General features: G+C 70.8%; 13 protein-coding genes. 8 read left to right on the top strand and 5 right to left on the bottom strand.

Annotated elements, in window-relative coordinates:
- The first annotated feature begins 5 nt into the window (after positions 1-5).
- The 4 genes from ACFVFH_RS29485 (at position 6) to ACFVFH_RS29470 (ending at position 5,052) form a co-directional block, all read left to right on the top strand.
- On the top strand, positions 6-947 hold the full coding sequence (locus tag ACFVFH_RS29485) for an ABC transporter permease (RefSeq protein ID WP_383774141.1): 942 nt from the start codon (positions 6-8) through the stop codon (positions 945-947).
- On the top strand, positions 940-1,719 hold the full coding sequence (locus ACFVFH_RS29480; protein WP_383774139.1) for an ABC transporter ATP-binding protein: 780 nt from the start codon (positions 940-942) through the stop codon (positions 1,717-1,719). Before ACFVFH_RS29485 ends, ACFVFH_RS29480 begins: the two co-directional genes overlap by 8 nt.
- A 207-nt stretch (positions 1,720-1,926) precedes the next feature.
- Positions 1,927-3,762, top strand: coding sequence for a protein kinase (locus tag ACFVFH_RS29475; RefSeq protein ID WP_383774410.1), 1,836 nt, complete (start codon positions 1,927-1,929; stop codon positions 3,760-3,762).
- Between the two features lie 153 nt (positions 3,763-3,915).
- Positions 3,916-5,052, top strand: coding sequence for an FHA domain-containing protein (locus ACFVFH_RS29470; RefSeq protein WP_383774137.1), 1,137 nt, complete (start codon positions 3,916-3,918; stop codon positions 5,050-5,052).
- A gap of 61 nt (positions 5,053-5,113) precedes the next feature.
- Here ACFVFH_RS29470 and ACFVFH_RS29465 read toward each other — a convergent pair whose 3' ends face one another.
- Positions 5,114-10,120 carry an NAD-glutamate dehydrogenase gene (locus ACFVFH_RS29465; RefSeq protein WP_383774136.1) on the bottom strand — a complete coding sequence of 1,669 codons (5,007 nt, stop codon included), beginning with the start codon at positions 10,118-10,120 and terminating at the stop codon, positions 5,114-5,116.
- A gap of 412 nt (positions 10,121-10,532) precedes the next feature.
- On the opposite strand from ACFVFH_RS29465, the gene ACFVFH_RS29460 reads away from it, so the two are divergent.
- Positions 10,533-11,102, top strand: a complete 570-nt coding sequence (locus tag ACFVFH_RS29460) for a DJ-1/PfpI family protein (RefSeq protein WP_383774134.1) — start codon at positions 10,533-10,535, stop codon at positions 11,100-11,102.
- A gap of 450 nt (positions 11,103-11,552) precedes the next feature.
- Here the strand turns inward: ACFVFH_RS29460 and ACFVFH_RS29455 are convergent, their stop codons facing one another.
- A complete protein-coding gene (locus tag ACFVFH_RS29455; RefSeq protein WP_383774131.1) occupies positions 11,553-12,224 on the bottom strand; it encodes an HAD family hydrolase in 672 nt (223 codons plus the stop codon).
- Between the two features lie 76 nt (positions 12,225-12,300).
- Complete coding sequence (locus ACFVFH_RS29450) at positions 12,301-12,807, bottom strand: DUF6912 family protein (protein ID WP_383774129.1); 507 nt, start codon at positions 12,805-12,807, stop codon at positions 12,301-12,303.
- Positions 12,808-13,098: 291 nt separating this feature from the next.
- Here ACFVFH_RS29450 and ACFVFH_RS29445 point away from each other — a divergent pair, with 291 nt between their 5' ends.
- Positions 13,099-13,527, top strand: coding sequence for an Rv3235 family protein (locus tag ACFVFH_RS29445; protein ID WP_383774127.1), 429 nt, complete (start codon positions 13,099-13,101; stop codon positions 13,525-13,527).
- Between the two features lie 658 nt (positions 13,528-14,185).
- Here ACFVFH_RS29445 and secA read toward each other — a convergent pair.
- Positions 14,186-17,005 carry a preprotein translocase subunit SecA gene (secA, locus tag ACFVFH_RS29440; protein WP_383774125.1) on the bottom strand — a complete coding sequence of 940 codons (2,820 nt, stop codon included), beginning with the start codon at positions 17,003-17,005 and terminating at the stop codon, positions 14,186-14,188.
- A 239-nt stretch (positions 17,006-17,244) separates the two neighbouring features.
- Between secA and ACFVFH_RS29435 the strand changes: the two genes are divergently transcribed.
- Both ACFVFH_RS29435 and ACFVFH_RS29430 read left to right on the top strand, forming a co-directional pair.
- Complete coding sequence (locus tag ACFVFH_RS29435; RefSeq protein ID WP_383774123.1) at positions 17,245-17,817, top strand: GNAT family N-acetyltransferase; 573 nt, start codon at positions 17,245-17,247, stop codon at positions 17,815-17,817.
- Between the two features lie 105 nt (positions 17,818-17,922).
- Positions 17,923-19,098 (top strand): winged helix-turn-helix domain-containing protein, encoded by a 1,176-nt coding sequence (locus ACFVFH_RS29430; protein WP_383774121.1) that lies wholly within the window; start codon positions 17,923-17,925, stop codon positions 19,096-19,098.
- 54 nt (positions 19,099-19,152) lie between these two features.
- On the opposite strand, the gene ACFVFH_RS29425 is transcribed toward ACFVFH_RS29430, so the two are convergent.
- Complete coding sequence (locus ACFVFH_RS29425; protein ID WP_383774119.1) at positions 19,153-19,896, bottom strand: response regulator; 744 nt, start codon at positions 19,894-19,896, stop codon at positions 19,153-19,155.
- Positions 19,897-19,913 lie beyond the last annotated feature (17 nt).

Below are 19,913 nucleotides of genomic sequence, written 5' to 3'. Positions count from 1 at the left end.
CGATCGTGGTGAGCCAGACAGCAACCCCAGCGGCCCCGGCCGACACCCCCGCAGGTGCGCCGTTCCCGGCGTACGCGCCGGGCGAGCTCGCCGCGCTCGCCGCCCGGCACGGACTCACGATGAGCGGGGCCCGGCCGTCGCTGCCGGAGTACGTGCGACAGCTGTGGGGGCGCCGGCACTTCATCACGGCGTTCGCCACCGCCAAGCTGACCGCCCAGTACAGCCAGGCGAAGCTCGGCCAGATCTGGCAGATCATGACGCCGCTGCTGAACGCGACGGTCTACTACTTCATCTTCGGCGTCCTGATGAACACCAAGCGCAACGTCGAGGACTTCGTGCCCTTCCTCGTCACCGGCGTCTTCATCTGGACCTTCACCAGCAGCTCGATCACCGCGGGCACCCGGGCGATCAGCGGCAATCTCGGGCTCGTCCGGGCGCTGCACTTCCCGCGCGCCTCGCTGCCGATCGCACTGGCCCTCCAGCAGCTCCAGCAGCTGCTGTTCTCGCTGGGCGCGCTGACGCTGATCCTGGTGGGGTTCGGGCAGTTCCCCCGGCCGTCCTGGCTGCTGGCGGTCCCCGCCCTGCTCCTCCAGGCGGTGTTCAACACCGGCGTCTCCATGGTGGTGGCACGGCTGGCCGCCCGGACGCCGGACATCGCCCAGCTGATGCCGTTCATCCTGCGCACCTGGATGTACGCGTCCGGGGTCATGTGGAGCGTGGACACGATGCTGAAGGGGGACCGTGTCCCGCACGCCGTGACGGTGCTGCTGGAGTGCAATCCGGCCGCCGTCTTCATCGATCTGATGCGGTTCGCGCTCATCGACAGCTTCGGCGCGTCCCACCTCCCGCCGCATGTGTGGGCGATCGCGGCGGGCTGGGCGCTCGTCTGCGGGATCGGCGGATTCGTGTACTTCTGGCAGGCGGAGGAGCGGTACGGACGTGGCTGACATCGACGAGCGGGTACCGACCGTCGTCGTGGACGACGTGCACATCACGTACAAGGTCAACGGCGCCCGCACCGGGAAGGGCAGCGCCACCTCGGCGCTCAGCCGGATCGTCTCGCGCCGGCAGGCCCCCGGCGTGCGCGAGGTGCACGCCGTGAAGGGGGTGAGCTTCGCCGCGTACAAGGGCGAGGCCATCGGACTGATCGGCTCCAACGGCTCCGGGAAGTCGACCCTGCTCAAGGCCATCGCCGGTCTGCTGCCCGCGACGAAGGGCCGGGTGCACACCCAGGGCCAGCCCTCCCTGCTCGGGGTGAACGCCGCGCTGATGGGCGATCTGACCGGCGAGCGCAACGTGGTGCTCGGCGGCCTCGCGATGGGCATGACCCGTGCCCAGGTCCGCGAGCGCTACCAGGGCATCGTCGACTTCTCCGGCATCAACGAGAAGGGCGACTTCATCACCCTGCCGATGCGTACGTACTCCTCCGGCATGGGCGCCCGGCTGCGCTTCTCCATCGCGGCCGCCAAGAGCCACGACGTCCTCCTGATCGACGAGGCGCTGTCCACCGGCGACGCCAGGTTCCAGCGGCGCAGCAAGGAACGGATCATCGAGCTGCGCAAGGAGGCGGGCACGGTCTTCCTGGTCAGCCACAGCAACAAGTCGATCACCGAGACCTGCGACCGGGCGATCTGGCTGGAGGCGGGCACGCTGCGGATGGACGGTCCGGCGGACGAGGTCGTGGCGGCGTACGAACGGTTCACCTCCGGCAAGAAGTAGCGGGCGGGGCGGAGCTGCGCGACTTCGTGGACCGGCCGCCCGGCCCGGTGGCGTCGGTCGCGGCCCCGCCCGTCCTCGTACGCCCCACCCACGCGACAACCGTGCGCGACCCTTCGGCCGCAGAGTGGACCCGCCCGTTCCGCCGAACACCCGGACCATGATCCGGACTTGACGGTCCGCCATCTGTCGTAGGCTCCATCGGGTCGGATTTCGGTCACGCGAGCGGGGGAGGCTCCCATCAGTACCGGCACGGGCGACATACTCACACCTCTGGGACCGGACGATCCGCGCGAGACCGCCGGATACCGGCTGCTCGCCCGCATCGGCGAGGGCGGAATGGGCACGGTCTACCTCTCGCACACCCGGGGCGGCCAGGCCGTCGCACTGAAGGTGATCCGCCGCGAGTTCGGTGACGACCCCGAATTCCGCAGCCGGTTCGAGCAGGAGGTACGGGCCGCCCGCCGGGTGCAGGGCTACCACCTGGTGCCGGTGGTCGACCACGACACCTCGGGCCGACAGCCCTGGCTCGCCTCGGTGTTCGTGCCCGGCATGTCGCTCCACTCGGCGCTGGCGGACCACGGGCCGCTGCCACCGGCCACGGTCTTCCGGCTCGTCGGCTGCACGGCCCAGGCGCTCACCGCCATCCACGCGGCGGGGGTCGTCCACCGCGATCTGAAGCCGGGCAACATCCTGCTCGGGGCGACCGGCCCGTACGTCATCGACTTCGGGATCGCCCGCGCCGCCGACGCCACCCAGCTCACCCGGAGCGGCGGGCTGATCGGGACCCCGCAGTTCATGTCGCCCGAGCACGCGCTCGGCGAGGAGACCGGACCGGCCACCGATGTCTTCTCGCTCGGCCTGATCGCGGCGCTCGCGGCCACCGGCCGCCACCCCTACGGATCGGGCGGGGCGATGACCGTCGCCGCGCAGATCGCCAACACCGAGCACCGGCCGCCGCGGCTCGACGGCTATCCGCCGGAGCTGCGCCCGCTGCTGGAGGGCTGTCTGGCAGCCGATCCGCAAACGCGCATCACCCCCGCCGAACTCGCCGCGCTGTGCGAACGCGCGGCGGGGCGGCCGCTGAACGACGCGGCCGACTGGCTGCCGGAGCCGCTCGCCGCGGAGATCGCCCGCCGCGAGCGGGCCGCGCTGCTGCCCCCGCCCCCGGCGGACCCGGCGACGGACCCGGCCGCCGTGCCCACGTACCCGCCGGGCACGGGCCCGTCGCCGACCGCCCCGGCCACCGGCCCCGGCCGTCCGGCGCCGCCGGACACGTCGGCCTCGTACCCGACGGCCCCGGGGCCGGGTGCGTGGGCCGGGTACACGCCGCCGGGGACACCGCCCGCGACCGGGCCCACGGCCCCTCTCGGACCACCCCCGTACGCGGCGGACCCCGGCGGCCGGCAGCCCGCCCCCCGGCCGGCCGCCGGGCGCCCCCGCCCCGCGCTGTTCATCGCCCTGGCCGCCGTCGCCGTGGTCGTGGCCGTGGTCGTGACCCGGTCGCTGACGAACTCCGGCGGGTCGCGCGACGACGACCTGCCCACGCCACCGCCCTCGCCCGCGACCTCCGAATCCCCCTCCGCCTCCCCTTCCGACTCCCAGTCGCCGAAGAGCACGTACACCCTGGTCTTCAAGGACAAGCCGCTGATCATCCGGGCGCCCGGCTGGCAGCAGACCACGATGATGGACTTCGACCGGCCGAAGCTGAATCCGCACGGCGGTTCCTCCGAGGACGACCGGAAGAACCAGGAGATCAGGTACTTCAACGGGGTCTCGGTGATGGAGTTCATCACCCCCACCGGCAAGTCCACCGCGCCGACCCCCGAGGCCTGCCGTGACGCGGTGGACACCAATGTCATGCAGGACCTGGACGAGGACCAGCTGGAGGACGGCAAGACCCTCGCCAAGGGCACGCTGCTGTGCACCGTGACGTCCGACAACAACCTGGCCATGCTGAAGATCGTCGGCTCGCATCTCGTGCCGGGCGACTTCACGGTGCCCGGGTTCGACACCGAGCTGACCCTCTGGAAGATCGACGAGTGACCGAGGGCGGGCCGGTGCGCCCCCGTGGCTCCTCCCCGCCGTCCCGCGTCCGCCGGAACCCGGAGGGCCGCCGAGGGCGTCAACAGCAGTGCGCCCCGACGCGATTCATGTGACGTCAGCTCCCGTTCAGGGCTTCCGGAAAGGCGACCCCCGATGGAGAACCACCTCACCACGGACTTCGGCGCGGCCTGCTTCCTGGTGGACCTGTCCAACGTCGTGCGCAACCGCTCGCTGGGCGAACCCGGTCCGCGTTCCCTGCGCCGGCTGCGGCTCCTCGTGGACGCCGCGAAGGAGCTCGCCCGGGATCCGGACGTCAAGCTGTATCTGGTCGCCGATGGCAGTCTGCGGCTCGGCGGACGGCGGGAGTTCACCGATCCCACCGACATCCGGCTGCTCGGCCGCTGGGTGGAGCGCGGACTGGTCGAGGAGCTGCCGGACGCCGACGACCGCCTGCTCGAACTGTGCTCGTACACCGGCATCCCCGTCATCACCGGCGACCGCTTCCGCGGCCACCGCGAGTCCCACCCCTGGCTCCAGGGCAATACGGACGACTTCCTGGAGCCGGTCCCGGCCCCCGGCGGCACGGTCCGGCTGGTCCCCGTCGACCTGGGGGTGGCCAGCGCGCTGGACATCTCCAGGAAGATGGAGGAGGACGTGCTGAAGAAGATGGGACTCCTCGGCCCGCACCGCACGCCCCGCTTCGACGTGGTCAGCCGCAACTGGCGCTGCGCGGACCGCCGTTGCACGCTCTACGACACCCACCGGGGCAGCGCCGCCCTGCTGCCGCGCGTCCTCGGGGGCGTACCCCACTGCCAGAGCCATGGCACCCCGCTGGTCGACGACGGTCCCCGCACCGCGACGGTCCAGCTGAAGCTGCTGGTGGAGGGCGATGTGAAGGCCCGGTTCACCCTGGAGGACGGTACGCGGGTGAAGGTGGGCAGGGCGCCCGGCGCGGGCGGCATAGCCCTGCACGGCCTGGTCCCGGAGCACCGCACCGCCGGTCTCAGCCGCGCCCATGTCGAACTTCGGGTGACCGGCGGCCTCGTACAGGTGCGCGACCTCAGTACCTACGGCACCCGGTGGCGGGCGACGGCCGGGAAATCGGGTCCGGGCCCGTGGAAGAAGCTCGGCACGGCAGAGCGGCAGTACCACGGCGGGGACGAACTCGAACTGGTCGAGGGCGTGGTCCTGGCCCGCAGCGGCCGCCGTTTCCCGACCGAGCTGGCCCAGGAATGGCAGCGCCGCCTGCCGCCCCCGCCGGACGCGGCGGGCGAGACCCGCGTCTACTGACGCGCGCCACGACGAAGGAGGCGGCCACCGGACATCCGGCGGCCGCCTCCCTCCCGCGCGGCTACGCGTGCGTACGGAGCAGGGTGCGCATCGTCCGCATCGCGACCGACAGGTTCGCCAGGTCGAAGGCGTCCGACCCCTGGATCTCCTCCAGCGTGGAGCGGGACCGCGTCAGGATCGCCGCGTTCTTCTCCTCCCACGCCATGAAGCGCTCCTCCGGCGTGGAGGTCCCGTTGCCCACCGCCAGCACGTCCGCGGTGAGGGCGGCGTGCGCGGCGTACAGGTCCTCACGGATGGAGGCGCGGGCCATGGACTGCCAGCGGTCGGCCCGCGGCAGCTCGATGATCCGGTCCATCAGCTGGGTGATGCCCAGCCGGTCCGCGAGGTCGTAGTACACCTCGGCGACGGCGAGGGGGTCCTTGCCGGTGCGCTCCGCGATCGCCACGATGTCCAGCGCCGGGAAGGCGGAGGAGAATCCGGCGACCCGCTGGGCCAGCTCGCCCGGGACGCCCGCCTCGGTGAGCTCGTCCAGGATCGACTGGTACCACTCCAGGTCGGCGCCCTTCAGCATCTTGGGCAGCTCGGCCCAGACCTGGTCGACGCCCGACTTGAAGAAGTCGATCGTTTCTGCGATCTCCAGCGGCTGCGGCCGGTTGCCCAGCAGCCAGCGCGAACCGCGCTCGACGAGCCGGCGGGAGTGCAGCCGGATCCGGGTCTGCACATCGGCGGCGACCTCGTTGTCGAGCGCCTCGACGGCGTCCCACACCTGGCCGAGGCCGAAGATCTCACGGGCCGCGAACTGCGCCCGCACGATCTCCTCGATCGAGGCACCGGTCTCTTCCCGCAGCCGGTGCAGGAAGGTCGAACCACCGCTGTTCACGGTGTCGTTGACCAGGACCGTGGTGATGATCTCGCGGCGCAGCGCGTGCCCGTCGACCGCCTCGGGGAACTGCTCGCGCAGTTGCTCCGGGAAGTAGGCGTGCAGCAGCTTCTGCAGGTGCGGGTCGTCCGGCAGGCTGGTCCGGATCAGCTCCCGGGCCGAGGTGATCTTCGTGTACGCGAGCAGCACGGCCAGTTCGGGCTGGCTGAGCCCCTTGCCCGCGTTGAGCAGCTCACGGATCTGGCGGTCGTTGGGCAGGAACTCCAGACCGCGGTCGAGGTCCCCGTCCCGGCCCAGTCGGCGCATGAAGCGCTGGTGGGCGTGGAGCAGCGAGGGGGACTGGGAGGTGGCGTTGGCGAGCGCGACGTTCTGCGCGTAGTTGTTGCGCAGGACCAGACGGCCGATCTCGTCGGTCATCTCGGCGAGCAGCTTGTTGCGCTGCTTGACGGTCATGTCGCCGTCCCGGACCAGGCCGTTGAGCAGGATCTTGATGTTCACCTCGTGGTCGGAGGTGTCCACACCGGCGCTGTTGTCGATCGCGTCGGTGTTGATCCGGCCGCCGCCCCGGGCGAACTCGATCCGGCCGAGCTGGGTGGCGCCGAGGTTGCCGCCCTCGCCGACGACCTTGGCCCGCAGGTCCTCGCCGTTGACGCGGATCGCGTCGTTGGCCTTGTCGCCGACGTCCGTGTTCGATTCGGCGGAGGACTTGATGTAGGTGCCGATGCCGCCGTTCCACAGCAGGTCCACGGGGGCCTTGAGGATGGTCTGCATCAGCTCGGCGGGCGTCATCTTGGTGACACCCGGCTCGATGCCGAGCGCCGCACGGACGTGCGCGTTGATCGGGATGGACTTGGCGCTGCGCGGGTGGACACCGCCGCCCGCGGAGAGCAGGTCCTTGTCGTAGTCGGCCCAGGAGCTGCGCGGCAGGTCGAACAGGCGGCGCCGCTCGGCGTACGAGGTGGCGGCGTCCGGGGTCGGGTCGATGAAGATGTGCCGGTGGTCGAAGGCGGCGACCAGGCGGATGTGCTCGGAGAGCAGCATGCCGTTGCCGAACACGTCACCGGACATGTCGCCGACGCCGACGACGGTGAAGTCCTCGGTCTGGGTGTCGTGGCCCAGCTCGCGGAAGTGCCGCTTGACGGACTCCCAGGCGCCGCGGGCGGTGATGCCCATGCCCTTGTGGTCGTAGCCCGCGGAACCGCCGGAGGCGAAGGCGTCGCCGAGCCAGAAGCCGTAGCCGACGGCGACCTCATTGGCGATGTCGGAGAAGCTCGCGGTGCCCTTGTCGGCGGCGACGACCAGGTAGGTGTCGTCCTCGTCGTGCCGGACGACGTCCTTGGGCGGCACGACCTCGCCGGCCACCATGTTGTCGGTGATGTCGAGCAGCGCCGAGATGAAGGTGCGGTACGAGGCGATGCCCTCGGCCATCCAGGCGTCACGGTCGACGGCCGGGTCCGGGAGCTGCTTGGCGACGAACCCGCCCTTGGCGCCGACCGGCACGATGACGGTGTTCTTCACCATCTGCGCCTTGACCAGGCCGAGGATCTCGGTACGGAAGTCCTCGCGCCGGTCCGACCAGCGCAGACCGCCTCGGGCGACCTTGCCGAAGCGCAGGTGCACGCCCTCGACGCGCGGCGAGTAGACCCAGATCTCGAAGGCCGGGCGGGGTGCCGGCAGGTCCGGGATGGACTGCGGGTCGAACTTCATCGAGACGTACGCGTGCGGCTTGCCGCTCTCGTCGCGCTGGAAGAAGTTGGTCCGCAGGGTGGCCTTGATGACGGTGAGGAAGGACCGCAGGATGCGGTCCTCGTCGAGCGAGGCGACCTGGTCCAGCGCCCCGTCGAGCTCTTCGAGGAGCCCGTCGGTGAGCTCGGTACCGGCGTTCTGCCGCTCCGGGGACATCCGGGCCTCGAAGAGCGAGACCAGCAGCCGGGTGGTGTGGACGTTGTTGCGGAGGGTGCTCTCCATGTAGTCCTGGCTGAACGTCGACCCGGCCTGGCGCAGGTACTTCGCGTACGCGCGCAGCACCATCGCCTGGCGCCAGCTCAGCCCGGCGCCCAGCACCAGCGAGTTGAAGCCGTCGTTCTCGGCCTCGCCGGTCCACACGGCGGCGAAGGCGTCCTGGAAGCGGTCCCGGGCGTCGTCGGCGAGGTAGCTGCCGTTGCCGGTGGCCTGCGGCATCCGGAGCCCGAAGTCGTAGATCCAGGCGTGCGTACGGTCCGCGCAGCGCAGCTCGTACGGGCGCTCGTCGACGACCTCGACGCCGAGCCGCTGGAGGGCCGGGAGCACGGCGGAGAGGGAGACCTGCTCGCCGGTCCGGTAGATCTTGAAGCGTCGCTCGCCGGGGGCGGCGCCGACCGGCTCGTACAGGCTGAGGGCGAAGTCCGTCCCGTCCTGCTTGAGCGCTTCGAGGTGGACGAGGTCGGCCACGGCGGAACGCGGCGTGTGGTCGGCCTTGTAGCCCTCGGGGAAGGAGTGGCCGTACTGGCGCAGCAGCTCGGCGGCGCGTTCCTCGCCGCACTCCGCGCCCAGCGCCTCCTGGAAGCCGTCGGCCCAGGAGCGGGCGGCCTCGACGAGCCGGGCCTCGATGCGGTCGGCCTCGGCGTCGGTGAGGTCGGGCAGCTCGGTGCCGGGCGCGACGCGGACGACGAAGTGCAGCCGGGAGAGGATCGACTCGGTGTTCCAGGCGGTGAAGTCGACGCTGGTGCCGCCCAGCTCCTCCTTGAGGATGTCGATCAGCCGGAGCCGCACACCCGTGGTGTAGCGGTCGCGCGGCAGGTAGACGATCGCGGAGTAGTAGCGCCCGTACTCGTCCTGGCGCAGGTAGAGCCGGAGCCGACGGCGCTCCTGGAGGTACAGCACGGAGGTGACGACGGAGCGCAGCTGGTCGACGGGCGTCTGGAAGAGCTCGTCGCGCGGGTACGTCTCCAGGATCTGGAGCAGGTCGCGGCCGTCGTGGCTGTTGGGCGAGAAGCCCGCGCCCTCCAGCACCTCGGCGACCTTGCGGCGGATGACGGGCACCCGGCGCACGGACTCGGTGTAGGCGGCGGAGGAGAACAGCCCGAGGAAGCGGCGCTCGCCGACGACGTTGCCCTTCGCGTCGAACTTCTTCACGCCGACGTAGTCGAGGTAGCTGGGGCGGTGGACGGTCGACCGGCTGTTGGCCTTGGTCAGGACGAGGAGCTTGCGCTCGCGGGCCTTGGCCCGTGCGTCGGCGGGCAGCCGGTCGAAGGACGGGCTGACGGGGTGCGCCTCGTCGACGCTGTGGTGCGGGTCGGAGCGCAGGATCCCGAGGCCGGTGCCGGGTACGGCGGCCAGCGCGTCGGTGTCCTTCAGCTCGTACTCGCGGTAGCCGAGGAAGGTGAAGTGGTCGGCGGCGAGCCAGCGCAGCAGCTCCCTGGCCTCGTTCACCTCTTCGTCGGCGAGGTCGTCGAGCGGCTCGCCGGGCAGGTCGTCGGCGATGCGCAGCGCGGCCTCGCGCATCTTGTCCCAGTCCTCGACAGTCTCCCGTACGTCGGACAGGACGCGCAGCAGGTCGGCGGCGATCTGCTGGAGGTCGGCGCGGTCGGTCTCGCGGTCGATCTCTACGTGGATCCAGGACTCGACGAGGGCGTCGTGCGGCAGCTCGTGCTTCGTGGCCTTGGCGCCCTTGCGGCCCTGCGGGCCGGTCGCGATGCCGTTGCCCTCGGTGAGGACCTCGATGAGCTTTCCGGTGACGTCGCGGCGCACGACGACCTGCGGGTGGATCACGACGTGGATGCCGCGCCCCTGGCGGGACAGTTCGTTGGTGACGGAGTCGACCAGGAACGGCATGTCGTCGGTGACGACCTCGACGACGGTGTGGCTGCAGGTCCAGCCGTTCTCCTCGACCGTCGGGGTGTGCACCCGGACGTTCGCCGTGCCCTGCGGGCGCATCTCGGCGAGCCGGTAGTGGGAGGAGGCGGCACCGAAGACGTCCACCGGGTCGCGGCCCGCGATGTCCTCCGGAGCGGTGTGCAGGTAGTAGCGCTGGAGGTAGGAGAGGAGCACGTCCGGTCCGGGACGCTCCTGCTCGGCCCCGGCGGCCGCGACACGCACCCGGGAGGTGCTGTCTCCCGGGCCACCGACACCACCGCCCGGACTGTTGTCAGCTACCTTGGCGGCCCGTGCGAGCAGCTCGGCCTTGGCTTCGTCCAGCTTGGTCTGCATGTCCTCTGGCTCCTGTCGCGCGCCGTTGCGTGACGTAGGTGAAAAAGACGACGTACCGCCACGACACGGGGTTTCCGGTCTGAGTCGACGCTATGCCGCTATGAGAGACGCCCGGGACCATATTGGCCATTCTTGACAGTCGGTCCGGGCGGGGTGAATCAGCGGCGGCCCGGGTGCTGTGGCACTCCGGGCGCAGGCCGGGGGCTTCGCTGCCCCCGAGGCGTATCGCGCTGATCACGAGGTCCAGGCTATATCGCCCGCCCCCGTGACCGTCACGAGCCGTTTGTGTAAAAAGAGCGACCCGAACTTTGACACTCTGGACAGCGCGCGCGGCCGCGGTACCGCACTCTGGTAGTCGGAACAGGCCGACGAAGGCAGTCGGAACAGGCCGACGAACCGTGGGAGCCCCGCCATGGCACCGAAGATCCTGATCGTCACCGGCGACGCCGCCGAGTCCCTGGAAGTGCTCTACCCCTACCAGCGGCTCCGCGAAGAGGGGTACGAGGTCCACATCGCGGCCCCCACCCGCAAGACGCTCCGTTTCGTGGTCCATGACTTCGAGCCCGGCTTCGACACCTACACCGAGAAGCCCGGCTACACCTGGCCCGCCGACCTGGCCTTCTCCGAGGTGGACGCCGGGGACTACGTGGCGCTGGTCGTCCCCGGGGGCCGGGCGCCCGAGTATCTGCGCAACGACGCCGAGCTGCGCAAGCTCCTCAAGGCGTTCTTCGACTCGGACCGTCCGGTGGCCCAGATCTGCCACGGTCCGCTGATGACGGCGGCGGTCGGCGGGCTGACCGGTCGGCGGGTGACCGCCTATCCCGCGCTGGAACTCGACATGCAGACGGCGGGCGCCGCCTTCGAGGACCACGAGGTGGTGGTCGACGGCGTGCTGGTCTCGTCCCGCGCGTGGCCCGACCACTCGGCATGGATGCGGGAATTCCTGAAGGTCCTCCGCACCAAGGCCCCGGTCACCGCCTGACCCGAGACCGGGACAGGCGGCGTGGGCCGACGCGGGCGGACACTGACATGAGCCGGGCTGGGCTCGGGCTGGGCCGGCGTGGGACGGACTGGCGCGGGCTGCTGGCGGGGATTGGGCTGGCGCGGGCTGCTGGCGCGGGACGGGCTGGGCTGGGGCGGGACGGACCGGGTGCGGACCCGGCTGGCGTGAGCCGGACCGACACGGGCCGGACTGGGCGCGGGCTGGACCGGGTGCGGGACGGGCTAGCGCGGACCGGACCGGGTGCGGGACGGGCTGTTGCCTGTCCGATGCGGTCCGGCCAGGCGGTCTTGGCCGGGCTGCTCGTCTGTCCGGCGTGGCTCGTCCGGCTCCGACGCCTCATCCAGCCTGCGGGCGTGGCTCGTCCGGCTCGTCTCCCCCGCCCGTCCCGGCCCTCCTGGCCGGCTCGTCCGCGTCCTGGCCTGGTCGCCGCTATCCGGCCATCTGTTCCGCGAGCCGGGCGGCCTCGGCCAGGCTGTCCACCACCGGCACTCCGGCCGCCTCCAGGCTGGACCTGCTGTGCGATCCACCGGTGTAGAGCACGGCCTTCGCGCCGACGTGGGCCGCGGCCACGGCGTCGTCCACCGCGTCACCGATGACCACCGTGTGCTCGGCGGATATCCCGTCCAGCGCGGCGATGTGCCGCTCCATGTAATGGGCCTTGCTGCCACCGGACGGGCCGGTACGCCCGTCGACCCGCACGAAACGCTGCTCGATGCCGTACCCACGCACCACGGGGACCAGCTGGTCGTGCCCGTACATGCTCAGGAGGGACTGGCTGCGCCCGGCCAGCTGCCATTGCGCGAGAAGCTCCTCGGCCCCCTCGGTGAGCCCGCAGGCGGCCCGCTGCTCGGTGTAGTACTGGTGGAAGATCCCGTCCATCCGCTCCCACTCGGCCTCCGTGGGCAGCCTGCCCATCAGCCGTTCGTAGAAGCGCGGTATCGGGACGCAGTACATCTCGCGGTACTGGTCGAGCGTGATCGGCTCCAGGCCGACCTCGCCGAACGCCGCGTTCGTCGCGCCGACGACCGCGGTGTTGTCGTCGAGCAGTGTGCCGTTCCAGTCCCAGACCAGATGCGTGCGGTGCTTCCCGTGCGTCCCCATGCGTAGAAAGTACCCGCCGGGTCCGACAGCCGTTCGACATCCGGCCGACAGACCGGCCGACAGACCGGCCGACAGGTCAGCCGATCAGGTTCGGGATCTCCTGAATGCCGAACCACAGCAGCTCGTGGTCCTCAGCCCCGTCCACGGTGAACTGCGCGTCGTCGTCACCGAGGTCCGCCGCGCCCAGCGCCGCGGCAGCGGCGGTGACGTCCTTCTCCGCGTCGTCCGCGTCGACGTGCACCGCCGCCGCCTTGGCGAGCGCCACGGGGGACGCGATCCGCACCTCGCCGAGCGAGGACGGGTCGAAGCTGTGGTCCGGGTCGGCGACGGCCGCGCCGTCCGGCACCTCGACGGCCACGACGACGCGCCTGCGGACCGCCTCGGGGTTCTGCGCGATCATGCGCAGCGAGGCGGACGCGGCCCGGTTGAGCGCCGCGTACTCCAGCTCCTCGATGTCGTCCGAGACGTACCACTCGCGCAGCGCGGGGGTCACCGCGTACGCGGTGAGCGGACCGGGGCCGATCTCGCCCGCCCGGTGCGCCGCAGCGAGACCGGACAGGGTCAGGGGGACGTACACGCGCATGGCCGGGTCGCTTTCGTAGTCGGAAACGCCCTCAGGATACGTCTGACGTCCCCCTTTGGGGTCACGTGCACCGATGCCGCTCCGTCCACCCGGCGACCGCTCCTCACCCTCCCGGCACCCGCCGCACGCCCCGTCCGGCACCGGGCGTCTCACCCGGATAGGTGATCCCGCCGGAACGGGTCCGGCCCCCGCAGCCGCTTGCGGCCCCCTCGGCCACCCCCGTAGAAGGTCCCCAGCAGAAGTTACCGCCCGGTATTCCGCCGGGCATCCGAAGCACGGGGGCGATGATCGATGAGCACGAACAGGACCCGGCCCGCAGGACGCCGCGACCAGCGCAGGCCCGAAGCCGTACCACCGCAGCGCACCCGGACTCCCCGGCGGGTACGCCCGCACCACTGGTTCGCCGAGCGCCTCCTGGCGGTCCTCAGCGGCCAGCGCCCGGTGCACTGGATGCTTGGCCACACCATCGGCGAGGCCTACGACCAGCTGGCCGAACTGGCCCCGCGCACTCCCCTCAGGGGCCGCGGCGCCCGCCCCGTCATCCGTATGTGCCACGGAGCCCAGCCGGCCCCCGGGGTGGTGGAGGCCTGCGCGAGCATCGCGGCGGGTGAGCAGGTACGCGCCATGGCCTTCCGCCTGGAACAGGGCGCCGACCTCCGCTGGCGCTGCGCCGCGGTGGAGCTCGGCGGCCGGCACCTGGAAGCAGCCCCGACCCGCTGACCCCGCCAGCTCGTGCGGCCGGAAGAGGAACGGGAGGCGGACCAAAAACAGAACGCACCGCGCAGAACGAACCGAAGGGCTGGTACGGGGACGGGGACGCAAGGCAAGGCAGAACGGGAGGGCGGGGCGGCGCAGGACGGCCTGGAGCGGCACAGAAGGAGGGAACGGCACGTCCACAGCCGGACACCGCCACCAGCAGTGCGCACTCCGCCCCACGGCCCTTCCGGCCCCTCGCGCCCCCGCACCCCGGACGCACCCCATCCAGCGGCTCCGGACCCCTCCAGCCCCTCTCCGGGGCCCTCGGGCACAGGAAAGGGGCCGGAGCGGGCACCACGGGCTGGGGCGGGCACCACGGGCCGCAGCGGACGCCACGGGCCGGGCCAAGCACCACGGACCGGAGGCGGGCGCCACGGACCGGAGGCGGGCGCCACGGGCTGCGGCAAGCACCACGGACCGGAGGCGGGCGCCACGGACCGGAGGCACACCACCAGCCCCCAACCCCCAGCCCCAGCCGCCCCCAGCCCCGCCCCACCAAAACGCCGGGGCCGGGCGCCCGAAACACGCGCCCGACCCCGGCTGCAACACTCCGGTCACTCACACCCCGGGCCCCGCGAACGACGTCCACCGCCGTCCACGGCACCCGGGCCGTACGTTCCCGCTACTTCTTGCGGCGCCGCCCGCCCCCGCCGTTCTTCTGGGCCTTGCGGCGCTCCGCCCGGGTCAGTCCGTCGGACTCGGACCCGGACGTCCCGTCGCTGTTGGAGAAGTCGCCCTCGACGACCCCACCCTCCCCGTCCACCGTGGGGGCGGAGAAGTGCAGCCGGTCCGGACGCTGCGGGGCGTCGAGCCCCTTGGCACGGATCTCCGGACGCGCCGCCGGAACGGCGTCCTCCTTGACGAGCGAGGTGCGCTCGGCCTCGTCCTGCACCGGCACCTCCTCGACCTGCTGCTCGACCTGGACCTCCAGGTTGAACAGGTAGCCGACGGACTCCTCCTTGATGCCCTCCATCATGGCGTTGAACATGTCGAAGCCCTCGCGCTGGTACTCGACCAGCGGGTCCTTCTGCGCCATGGCACGGAGGCCGATGCCCTCCTGGAGGTAGTCCATCTCGTAGAGGTGCTCACGCCACTTGCGGTCCAGGACGGACAGCACCACGCGCCGCTCCAGCTCACGCATGATGTCCGAGCCGAGCTGCTTCTCACGCTCGTCGTACTGCTCGTGGATGTCGTCCTTGATGGACTCGCCGATGAACTCGGCCGTGATCCCCGCCCGGTCGCCGGCCGCCTCCTCCAGCTCGTCGACGGTGACCTTCACCGGGTAGAGCTGCTTGAACGCGCCCCACAGCCGGTCCAGGTCCCACTCCTCCGCGAAGCCCTCGGCGGTCTCCTGGCGGATGTAGTCGTCGATCGTGTCGTCCATGAAGTGACGGATCTGGTCCTGCAGGTCCTCGCCCTCCAGGACCCGGCGGCGCTCGCCGTAGATGACCTCACGCTGCCGGTTGAGCACCTCGTCGTACTTCAGGACGTTCTTACGCGTCTCGAAGTTCTGCTGCTCGACCTGCGACTGGGCCGACGCGATAGCCCGCGTCACCATCTTGTTCTCGATCGGCACGTCGTCCGGCACATTGGCCATCGACATGACGCGCTCGACCATCTGCGCCTTGAACAGACGCATCAGGTCGTCGCCGAGCGAGAGGTAGAAGCGGGACTCGCCCGGGTCGCCCTGACGGCCGGAACGACCGCGCAGCTGGTTGTCGATACGACGCGACTCGTGCCGCTCGGTGCCCAGGACGTACAGCCCGCCGAGCTCCTTGACCTCTTCGAACTCCGCCTTCACGGCCTGCTCGGCCTTCTCCAGCGCGGCGGGCAGCGCGGCCGCCCACTCCTCGACGTGCTCGACGGGGTCGAGACCGCGCTGGCGCAGCTCCGCCTCGGCGAGGTCGTCGGGGTTGCCACCGAGCTTGATGTCGGTGCCTCGTCCGGCCATGTTCGTCGCGACCGTGACCGCGCCCTTGCGGCCGGCCTGCGCGACGATCGTCGCCTCACGGTCGTGCTGCTTGGCGTTGAGGACCTCGTGCTGGACACCGCGCTTGGAGAGCTGCTGCGAGAGGTACTCGGACTTCTCGACCGAGGTGGTGCCGACGAGGATCGGCTGCCCCTTCTCGTGCTTCTCGGCGATGTCGTCGACGACCGCGGCGAACTTCGCGACCTCGGTGCGGTAGATCAGGTCCGACTGGTCGGCACGGACCATCGGCCGGTTGGTCGGGATCGGCACCACACCGAGCTTGTAGATCTGGTGGAACTCGGCGGCCTCGGTCATCGCCGTACCGGTCATGCCGGAGAGCTTGCTGTAGAGGCGGAAGAAGTTCTGCAGGGTGATCGTGGCGAGGGTCTGGTTCTCGTCCTTGATGTCCACCCCTTCCTTCGCCTCGATCGCCTGGTGCATGCCCTCGTTGTAGCGGCGGCCGGCGAGGATACGGCCGGTGTGCTCGTCGACGATCATGACTTCGCCGTCGATGACGACGTAGTCCTTGTCCTTCTTGAAGAGTTCCTTGGCCTTGATGGCGTTGTTGAGGTACCCGACGAGCGGGGTGTTCACCGACTCGTAGAGGTTCTCGATCCCGAGCCAGTCCTCGACCTTCGAGACACCCGGCTCGTGGATGGCGACGGTCCGCTTCTTCTCGTCGACCTCGTAGTCGCCGGTCTCCTCGATGCCCTTGAGCGGGTTGCCCGCCTCGCCCTTGGTCAGGCGCGTGACCAGCTTGGCGAAGTCGCCGTACCACTTGGTGGCCTGGTCGGCGGGGCCGGAGATGATCAGCGGCGTACGGGCCTCGTCGACGAGGATCGAGTCGACCTCGTCGACCACGGCGAAGTTGTGACCGCGCTGGACGAGCTCGTCCGCCGACCACGCCATGTTGTCGCGGAGGTAGTCGAAGCCGAACTCGTTGTTCGTGCCGTACGTGATGTCGCAGGCGTACTGCTCACGGCGCTGGGCCGGCGTCATGTTGGCGATGATGCAGCCGACGGTCAGACCGAGGAACTTGTGGACGCGACCCATCAGTTCGGAGTCGCGCTCGGCCAGGTAGTCGTTGACCGTGATCAGGTGCACGCCCTTGCCGGAGAGCGCGTTGAGATACGCCGGCAGGGTGCCGACCAGGGTCTTGCCCTCGCCGGTCTTCATCTCGGCGACATAGCCGAGGTGGAGGGCTGCGCCGCCCATCATCTGGACGTCGTAGTGGCGCTGTCCGAGGACCCGCTTGGCGGCCTCACGGACGGTCGCGAATGCCTCGGGGAGCAGGTCGTCCAGGCTCTCGCCGTCCGCGTACCGTTCCTTGTACTCGTCGGTGAGCGCCCGCAGCTCGGCGTCGGAGAGGTTGACGAAGTCCTCTTCGATGGAGCTGACCTGGTCCGCGATGCGGTGCAGTTTGCGCAGGATCTTGCCTTCGCCTGCACGCATGAGCTTGTTGAAGACGGACACTGAGGCTGGTCTCCTTGCCGGTCGGGCCTGGCACTGGGTCGTGTTATGGACTCTGGCGCGGGCACGGCAGGTGGGCCCCACCGCAACGGCCATCGTAAGCGAGGACCCCGCCGCGCCGGGAGGGCTGCCGTCGCGTTGGCCCCGTCGTCCCCTCCGAGTCAACGGCCGGGGAGCGCCGAAGGTGCCGGGAAGTCCGAAAAGTGTTCGCTTCCGGGCCGGTGCCTCACCAGAATCCGTCCATGGAGCCGATCACCCTCACCAGCGACCGTCTGCTGCTGCGCCCCTTCACCGCCGGCGACGCGGACGCGGTCCACGCCGCCTGTCAGGATCCGGACATCCAGCGATGGACGGTCGTGCCCTCCCCGTACGGTCGCGCCGACGCGGAACTCTTCGCGGGCCGGCTGTCCCCCGACGGCTGGCACGACGACTCCATGTACAACTTCGCGGTGGTCCTGCGCGAGGGCGGGGCCCTGACCGGCGCCCTCGGCATCAACCGTCGCAATCTGCCGGGCGTCTACGAGGTGGGGTACTGGGCCGCCACGGAGCACCGGGGCCGCGGCTACACGACGGAGGCGGTGCTCGCCGCCGCCCGCTGGACCTTCACCGCGCTCGGTGGTGACCGGCTGGAGTGGCGGGCCGAGGTGGGCAACGTCCCCTCGCGGGCGGTCGCGCTGCGGGCGGGCTTCCGGATGGAGGGCGAACAGCGCTCGGGCCTGCTCAACAAAGGAGTGCGGCGCGACATCTGGATCGGCGCGCTGCTCCCCTCCGACCTCGGCCTGCCGGGCACCCACGCCTATCTGCCCACCCCCTGACCCCGCCGGAAGCCACCGCCGGCCCTCCGCCCCGGCAGCCTCGGGTCCCGACGGATTCCACCGCTCCACGGCCGGTTGTCAGTGGCTGCCTCTAGGGTGCGAGGCATGACGTCTGTGCCGCCTCCCGCCGCTGAACTCTCCGCCGACCAGGCGCGCAGGATCGCTCTGCGCGCCCAGGGCTTCCTCGGCGCTCCGGACCGCCGGGCCGGGGTCCCGGGCGTGCTGCGGCACCTCGGCGCCGTACAGCTCGACACGATCTCGGTGCTCGCGCGGTCGCACGAGCTGATCCCGTACGCACGCCTCGGCGCGGTCGGCCGGCGCACCGTCGAGGAGGCGTACTGGTCGGGCGGCCGCACCTTCGAGTACTGGTCGCACGCGGCCTGTGTCCTGCCGGTCGAGGAGTGGCCGCACTTCGCCTTCCGCCGCCGCGCCTACCGCTCGCGCCCGCACTGGCACCACGACCTGCCGGACGGCGCGTACGAGACGGTGATCAAGCAGCTGCGCGCCGAGGGGCCGCTGACGGCGACGGAGCTGGGCGGCGCGAAGAACGGCGGGGAGTGGTGGGACTGGTCGGCGTCGAAGGTCGCCGTCGAGCGCGCCCTGATGTACGGCGAGGTGGTGTGCACCGAGCGCCGCAGCTGGAAGCGGGTCTACGACCTCGCCGAGCGTGCCCTGTCCGACGACGTGCTGCACGACGACCTGGACGACGCGGAGTGCCTGCGCCGCCTGGTGGCCCTCGCGGGGCAGTCCCTGGGGGTGGGCACCCGGGCCGACATCGCGGACTACCACCGGCTGAAGGGCGAGCAGTTCGACGCGGTGGTGGCGGATTCCGGTCTGGTGCCGGTGACGGTGCAGGGCTGGGCCAAACCGGCCTGGGCGGACCCGGCGGCGCTGGCCTCGGAGCCGCGCGGCCGGCACCGTACGACACTGCTGTCGCCGTTCGACTCACTGGTCTGGGAGCGGGCCCGCACCGAGCGGATCTTCGGCTTCACCCACCGGCTGGAGGCCTATGTCCCCAAGCCCAAGCGGGTCCACGGATACTTCGCGATGCCGCTGCTGGCGGGCGGAAGGCTCCAGGGCCGCGTCGACCCGGCGCGGGACGGCAACACGCTGGTGGCCCGGCAGGTGTCATTGGCGAACGGGAAGGCCGTGGCCCCGATGGCCGAGGCGCTGGTGGAGGCCGCGTCCTGGGTCGGCTGCACGGATGTCCGGCTGGAGCGGGTCGACGCACCGGAGCTGCGCGGACCGCTCGCCCAGGAAATCGCCCGCGCCCTGGCCTGAACCCGCGCACCCGTCCGGCCCTTCTTCACCGGGCCGGGCCGGTCGCCGGGCAGCTCACCTGATCTCCAGGATCTTCTCCCGCATGGCATAGACCACGGCTTCCATCCGGGAGTGCAGCTGCAACTTCTCCAGAATGTTGCGGACGTGGTTCTTCACGGTGTTCTCGGAAATGAACAGTTCCTTCGCGATATCGCGATTGTTCATGCCCGTTGCAACGAGTTTGAGGACTTCGAGTTCACGGTCGGTGAGCCGCGGCGCGGGCACCAGCCTGCGCTCGTCGGTCCGCTGGATCATCGACTTGAACTCGGTGAGCAGCTTGGACGCCATGGACGGGCTGATCTGGGACTGCCCGTCGGCGACCGCGCGAATGGCCGTGGCCACCTCGTCCGTGGAGATCTCCTTGAGGAGGTAGCCGGTGGCACCCGCCTTGATCGCGTCGTAGAGGTCGGCCTCCTCGTCGCTGATCGTCAGCATGATGATCTTCGCGCTGGGGGCCACCTCCTTGATGGACGTGCAGGCCTCGATGCCGCCGCGCTTGGGCATCCGTACATCCATCAGCACGATGTCGGGGAGCAGGTCGGCCGCCTTGTCGACCGCCTCGGACCCGTCACCCGCCTCGCCGATGACCTGGATGTCCTCCTCCTGGGCGAGGACGATCTCCAGACCTCTGCGGAAGAGCGCGTGGTCGTCCACCACGAGGACTCTGATCGGCTCCCTGCGGAATCCGCAGTCCGCGCCGGTACCGGCGATGTCGTCGGCATCATTCGCGTCACGTACGGGCCCGAAGGTGTCCGCCATCGTTCCTCCCCCTGAAG

The sequence above is a fragment of the Streptomyces sp. NPDC057697 genome (assembly GCF_042799335.1).
Taxonomy (GTDB): Bacteria; Actinomycetota; Actinomycetes; order Streptomycetales; family Streptomycetaceae; genus Streptomyces.
The sequence above is the reverse complement of the archived record's forward strand: the minus strand, read 5'-3'. Positions and strand labels throughout refer to the sequence as shown.